The 6,375-nt window shown below is 36.8% G+C and carries 7 protein-coding genes; 1 reads left to right on the plus strand and 6 read right to left on the minus strand.

The genetic code is table 11. The features are described 5' to 3' along the window. Positions 1–19: 19 nt before the first annotated feature. A complete protein-coding gene (locus tag BUA76_RS03065; RefSeq protein ID WP_072883335.1) occupies positions 20–979 on the minus strand; it encodes a YihY/virulence factor BrkB family protein in 960 nt (319 codons plus the stop codon). 1 nt (position 980) lies between these two features. Continuing rightward, on the minus strand, positions 981–1,997 hold the full coding sequence (locus BUA76_RS03070) for a DUF4421 family protein (protein ID WP_072883336.1): 1,017 nt from the start codon (positions 1,995–1,997) through the stop codon (positions 981–983). A 111-nt stretch (positions 1,998–2,108) separates the two neighbouring features. Here BUA76_RS03070 and BUA76_RS03075 point away from each other — a divergent pair, with 111 nt between their 5' ends. Then, positions 2,109–2,582 (plus strand): 23S rRNA (pseudouridine(1915)-N(3))-methyltransferase RlmH, encoded by a 474-nt coding sequence (locus BUA76_RS03075; protein ID WP_072883337.1) that lies wholly within the window; start codon positions 2,109–2,111, stop codon positions 2,580–2,582. 56 nt (positions 2,583–2,638) lie between these two features. Here BUA76_RS03075 and BUA76_RS03080 read toward each other — a convergent pair whose 3' ends face one another. From BUA76_RS03080 to BUA76_RS03095, 4 genes are all read right to left on the minus strand, one after another. Next, positions 2,639–3,454 (minus strand): tetratricopeptide repeat protein, encoded by an 816-nt coding sequence (locus BUA76_RS03080; protein ID WP_072883338.1) that lies wholly within the window; start codon positions 3,452–3,454, stop codon positions 2,639–2,641. Further along, complete coding sequence (locus tag BUA76_RS03085) at positions 3,451–4,017, minus strand: phosphatase PAP2 family protein (protein WP_072883339.1); 567 nt, start codon at positions 4,015–4,017, stop codon at positions 3,451–3,453. The genes BUA76_RS03080 and BUA76_RS03085 overlap by 4 nt, the downstream gene beginning before the upstream one ends. A gap of 3 nt (positions 4,018–4,020) precedes the next feature. Next, on the minus strand, positions 4,021–4,350 hold the full coding sequence (locus BUA76_RS03090; protein WP_072883340.1) for a Sec-independent protein translocase subunit TatA/TatB: 330 nt from the start codon (positions 4,348–4,350) through the stop codon (positions 4,021–4,023). Between the two features lie 205 nt (positions 4,351–4,555). Next, a complete protein-coding gene (locus BUA76_RS03095) occupies positions 4,556–5,788 on the minus strand; it encodes a TCR/Tet family MFS transporter (RefSeq protein ID WP_072883341.1) in 1,233 nt (410 codons plus the stop codon). Positions 5,789–6,375: the final 587 nt, after the last annotated feature.

The following is a 6,375-nucleotide window of genomic DNA, read 5'->3' on the forward strand; positions in this document are numbered from 1 at the left end:
CAATCCATGAAATTCAGGTTTATTTGTCCTGATCGGAATCATTATTTTGAGTTCTTGATTTTCTCAATTCATCAGCCAATAGTTTTTCGATCCTTAGTTTTCTGATAGCCATATTCAATTCGTTTCCGAAAAGGAGGAGATAAACGTTTACATTGACCCAGATCATCAAAAGAATCATACTCCCGATTGATCCGTAAAGTACATTGTAGCGTGCAATATTTTTTATATATAATGCGAAAAGGTAAGTCGTTAATACAAACAGCACTGTTGTTAAGATCGCTCCCGGAATAGCCTGCCTGAATCTCGCAATTTTTACGGTTCCCAACCAGTAAAACAGCGTAAGAAGAATAAAATAGAATAAAGGAAAAGAAACAAAACCGATGATTTCCGAAAGGTTATTAACCAGCCATGAAACATCATAAACAGGTGTAAACTGCTTTAGCACCACTTCAGAATAATACAATCCGAAAAGCGCAAGAAAGACAATCAATACAAAGCCGATGGTAATAAAAAATGAAAGTATAAATTCTTTTACATCGCTCATTTTTTCGCGGGTATTTTCATTGAATCCATTGATGAGTGAAAATGTTCCGTTCGTGGCGAAGATCAGGGCAAGAACAATGGTCAGGTTGCTGATTCCTTTCATATTCGGGACAATACTTGCTTCAATATAGCTGCGTACATCTCCTTCCATACTTGCAGGGAAAACATTATGCATCAATACATCAAAAATATAATACTGCAAGGTTTCATAATGCGGCATATAGGGGATTACCGAAAGGATAAAGAGAATAAAAGGAAATAAACTGATGGTAAAGCTCCAGGAGATAGCCGCTGCTTTTCTTCCTATTTTATCTTTAAAAATTCCTCTGATATAAATCTGAAACATCTGCCAAAGCGATATTCCCAATAGGGGAATGTGTATATCATCAAAAAATGCTTGAATTTTACGTATAAATTTCGGAAGTTTCAGACCCATATTATTTTAAAATATTATCTATTTTATCAAAATTTTTATTTACAAATGTAGGAGAATTAAACCGAAAACCAATTCCCGCACGGAAAAGCCATTGCGTTGCAGAATAAAAATTTTCATTAGAGCTGTTGATCAGGTTGAGCTGCGCACCCGCGCCGAAAAACCATTTTCCATTGTCATAACCCAATCTCCCGTTGGAATAGCCTCCGATATTAAATTCATGGAAATCTTCGTCAATGAGTTTTGCGTAGTATACTTCAGGATAAACTTCCAATATGGCATACCAGTTTTTAATTTTTTTCTGAATCCCTCCACCCGATCTTAAAGCAATCCTGAAATCTTTAGAAGGACTATTTTCAATTTCAGTAAAAGTATTGCCCTGATAAATTGTTTTATTCATATTGCTAAGGATATTGTACTGGTAAAACAAACCTGTACTAATGACAAATACGTCTTTTAATGGCTGATAGGTCATGTTATTAAAACTTCGGTAATCCGATTTATTTCCTATCCAGAGATAGCTTGTTTCTCCCTTAAAAGAACGGTATTTTGCATCGGGAAACTGAAGATAGCCTTCTTCATTATAGTCGTTTCCATACAATAATTGCAAAAATTCTTTGGTATCCTGAAAGTAAAGTCCTTTTACCTGACTGAAATAGAGATACTGCCTGATTTTCGGAGCAAGGAAAAAAGTAAATCCAAAGTTGAAATATTTCGACTTGCCTTTTTCGGGATCGTCATTGTTTATATTGGTGAGCTTCGGAGCAAAGGAAAAACTGACGTCGAGCCAACGATACCGCAGAAAGAACTCTGTATAAAACGCATCATTGGGTCGTAGCCGAAAAATCTTATTTTCATATAACAAACCAAATGAATTATGGAGATAACTTAAACCAGCGACAACAGAGATTTTCTTTTTATCTTCTTCCAGATATCTTGCTGTTTCATTTTCGCTAATTTCCTGTCCAAACGAAATTAATGGAAAAATACAAAACAGAAAAGAAAGAAGTATTATTTTCATATTAAGGGTGTATCACAAAAATAATGATTTTTTCAGACTTCGTTTTTACAGTAAAACGAGATTATGAATTCTGTTGATTTATAAATATCTTTGAAGTTTAATTAGGAAGAAATGCAGATTAACTTGCTTTGTATCGGTAAAACGGATGATAAGGAAATAACTTCTCTGATCAACTATTATATAAAAAGACTGCCAAAACACTGGAATTTTGAAATCATTGAGATTCCGGATATAAAAAATGCCAGAAATTTGTCTCCCGAACTTTTAAAGAAAGAAGAGGCCAAACTTTTTCTGAATTATATGGACCGGACAGACCTTGTGATGATTCTCGATGAAAAAGGCAAACAATCCACCAGCCGTGAATTTTCACAGAAAATAGATAGCTGGATGAATTCATCAATAAAAAAAATTCATCTTCTGATTGGTGGTGCATACGGATTTTCGGAAGAAGTTTACGCCAGAGCCAATGAGAAAATGTCTTTATCAAAAATGACTTTCACCCATCAGATGATACGGCTTTTTATTGTAGAACAGCTGTATCGTGCAGATCAGATTCTGCAGGGAAAGCCTTATCATAATGACTGATCTGAGATTCGGATTCGGCGGCTCCGCCGCCGAATCCGAATCCGAAATGCATATAATTATTTCTTAACTTCGCATTTAGAATAATATTCTATCAGCAAAGGTTTTTCATACCCCAGACTCACCGCTTTGTCCAGACTTGCGCAGGCTTCCTTAGGCTTTGCCGTTTCAAATAAAATCAATGCTTTATTTACATACGCCTGAGCGAATTTAGGGTCAATGGAAATAGCCTTATTCACATCGGCGAGTGCTTCTTTATTTTTTTTCAACTTAAAGTAGACATCACCTCTTCCGCTGTACAAAAGAGATTCCGGTTTTTCGGAAATCAGCTGATTATAATCTTTCAAGGCACCTTCAAGATCACCGCTGTTCTTTTTAAGATTGGCCAGTCCGGTTCTTGCATAAATATTATCGGGTGCAAAACTGAGGATCTGATTTAAATCCTTTGCTGCCAGGTCTTTTTTGCCTAAATTTTCGTAAACTTTGGAACGGGTAAGGTACATGTCTGCATTTTCAGGTTCAAGCTTAAGTCCTTGGTTAAGGTAATCCAATGCAGCCTGCTTATTTCCTTTTTGCCCGTGAATAGAGCCTAAATTGGCATACACTGCAGCAGACATAGGATCTGCTTTTAATGCAGATTCATATGATTTGAAAGCTGCGGTTGTTTTACCAAGCCTTCTCTGGGAAGTACCCAGGTAATTGTAATATTCTGATTTGAACTTCTGGATTTTTTCAGTCTGGACCAATTTGGAATATTCTTCTTCCGCACATTTATAGTCTGCTTTACGGAAACAGTCTTCGGCAATTTTTTTGTCCTGAGCCTGAATTGAAAATGTTGAACATGTTAATGTTAAAAAAAATAGAGCTTTTTTCATGAGGTTATATTTTGTTTGTTGATTACTTTTCTGGCAAGTGCAGCAAATACCACTCCCAATAAAGTTCCAACAAACGCCCCCACCAAAATATCTATCGGGAAATGCACTCCTAAATAAATGCGGCTGTAAGATATCACTGCAGCCCACACAAATATAGCATAAGGAAACCATTTAAGCTTATTTTTTAATAAAAAACTTAAATAGGTCGCCAGAAAGAATGTATTGGAGGCATGTGCAGAATAAAACCCGAACTGTCCGCCACATTTTACAATCCTCATCTGACTCTGTAAAGAAGGGTCATGACACGGTCTCAACCGTTCTATACCATGCTTGAAAACACCGGCAAGCTGATCAGATATGGTAACCGCAATGGCAATAAATATCAGAATAAAAACTAATGATCTTAGTTTGTAGCTTTTAAAAAGAAAATAGCAGAAAATAATGTAAAGCGGAACCCAGATCCATGTGCTGGATATCAATATCCAGAACTGATCAAAAGAGGAATTTCCTAAATTATTGAGAAATAAAAAGAGTTTTTTATCTTCCTGAATGATCTCCTCCATACGTTATCTGCTTACAGGGCCTTCGTAGGTTTCGTCTTCGGAAGGCTTTGGTTTTGGCGGTTCATTGGGGGAATCAGCAAGAATATCGCTTTGGGCATCTTTCATCGGATTAAAATCTTTTGCGGCATCTTTCACTTTTTCAATCTCACGCTTGATCTCAGAAACAGGATTATCTGTTTCTTTCATGATCTCGGTTTTGATGTCTTCCACTGCACCACGCATCTTTCTTACCCCTGCACCCAAATCACGGGCGATTTGGGGGAGCTTATCCGGTCCGAATAATACTACGATTGCCACGGCAATCAATGCCATTTCTCCAATGCTTAGTTCCATGTTACAAAATTACAAAAGATAAGTGAATCTCAATACTTATTATGAAGTTTTAATAAAATATTAAGTTTAAATATATATAATCAATAGTATTAAATATCATACAAATAACTGCGCCTCAATCTTATAAAAATATCCGGGATTTTTTTTATCCTGTAAATAAACATACATAAAAAAAACGAACCCGATGAAGGTCCGTCTTATATCGTTAAAGCTCTTCTTTTTTGATTTCTTTTTTCTGAAAATTGTAATAAGTAATAATTACGCTGACGGCCATTAAAATAAAAGCTAAGAAGAAAGGTGCTCCGGAAAATTTAAACGGAGCTTTATCATGCGTGAAGAAATAAAATAAATTGGTCATCATTGGTGGCCCAATAATCGCAGTTGCACTCATAAGACTGGTAAGCGCCCCCTGAAGCTCTCCCTGCTCGTTGGAAGGTACATTTTTTGTGATCACCGACTGAAGTGCAGGTCCGCAAATTCCTCCCAAACAATAAGGAATCAAAAAAACGAACATCATCCATCCCTTTGTAGCAAATGCAAACAAGAGCATTCCGATTGCATAAAGTGTCAATCCGTAATAGATGCTTTTCTGTTCGCCCAACTTTGGGGTTGTCCATCTTATCAGCCCGCCCTGAACCAATCCTACCAATAATCCCACTACCCCTAAAGAGATTCCCACCATTCTTTCATTCCAGTTGAATTTATACATGGTAAAAAAACTCCAGTTACTTTGAACGGCATGTCCGGCAATATAAATCAGAATTAAAGAAACAATCAAGCCTGAAATTTCAGGATGTTTTCCTAAAAATTTAAAAGATCCGATCGGGTTGGCCCGTTTCCAGTTGAATTCTCTTCTTTTATCTTTATCAAGACTTTCAGGCAGAATAAAATAGCCGTAAAGGAAATTTAAAAGACATAATCCAGCAGCGGCATAAAAAGGAACCCTGGCTCCGTAATGTCCTAAAATTCCGCCCAACACAGGCCCGATGATAAATCCAAGTCCGAAAGCAGCCCCAATAAGTCCAAAATTCTTTGCGCGGTCTTCATCTGTGGAAATATCTGCAATATAAGCACTTGCCGTGGTGACACTTGCCCCTGTAATTCCTGCAATAACTCTTCCGATAAACAGCCATATGATGGTAGGTGCCAAAGCCAGCAGAACATAATCTATGGCAAATCCGAAAAGAGAAATGAGGATAATGGGTCTTCTCCCGAACTTATCGCTCAGATTTCCCACCACAGGTGAAAAAACAAATTGCGTAAAGGCATACGCAAAACCAAGCCAGCCTCCATATTTTGCAGCTTCACTGATATCGCTGTGAATCAGTTCCTCGATAAGCTTAGGAACCACCGGAATGATGATGCCCCATCCCGTAATATCAATTAACAACGTAATAAATATAAAGCTCATTGCAGCTTTCTTCCTCGAGTTTTCCATAATGGTGCAAAAATAGTCAAATCCATAAAAATAACGATTCTAAATTGCGGGAAATGAATGGATAATGAGGAATCGGTAATAGTGAATCGTGAATGATGATTAGTTGTATTTATTTATAATGAGTACAATATTTAAGATGAAACCAATTGCCAATGTTTAAAATATTGAAATATTTGTTGTAATCCTAGCCCATTGAGCAATCTGTTTGAACTTTTTCTGATTTCGGGGTTGCGGCGGCTTTGCCGCCGCAACCCCGAAATCAGAAAAAGCGAGCAGCAAAAGCAGGAAAAAGCTTCAAATAAAAAAATAAATACTGCTTTTCGATGCAATCAAATTGCTCCTAATTGAGTTGAATGGTTTGAAAGCCTGGGAGTTTAAAGATAAGATACAAACAATAAGCAATCAACAAGCGCCACAGCAAACAAAAAGAAGCCGTCTCATTTCACGATTCGGCTTCATTTTTTGATATTATTGTTATTCAAATTATTTTGGAATTTTCTTTGCGATCATTGAAAATGGCTTATTAGGCGACTCTCTTTCTTAAATTGTGGGCTAAAGCATGCAATCCGAACTCAATTTCTACTTTT

Source organism: Chryseobacterium takakiae (assembly GCF_900129385.1).
Taxonomy (GTDB): domain Bacteria; phylum Bacteroidota; class Bacteroidia; order Flavobacteriales; family Weeksellaceae; genus Chryseobacterium; species Chryseobacterium takakiae.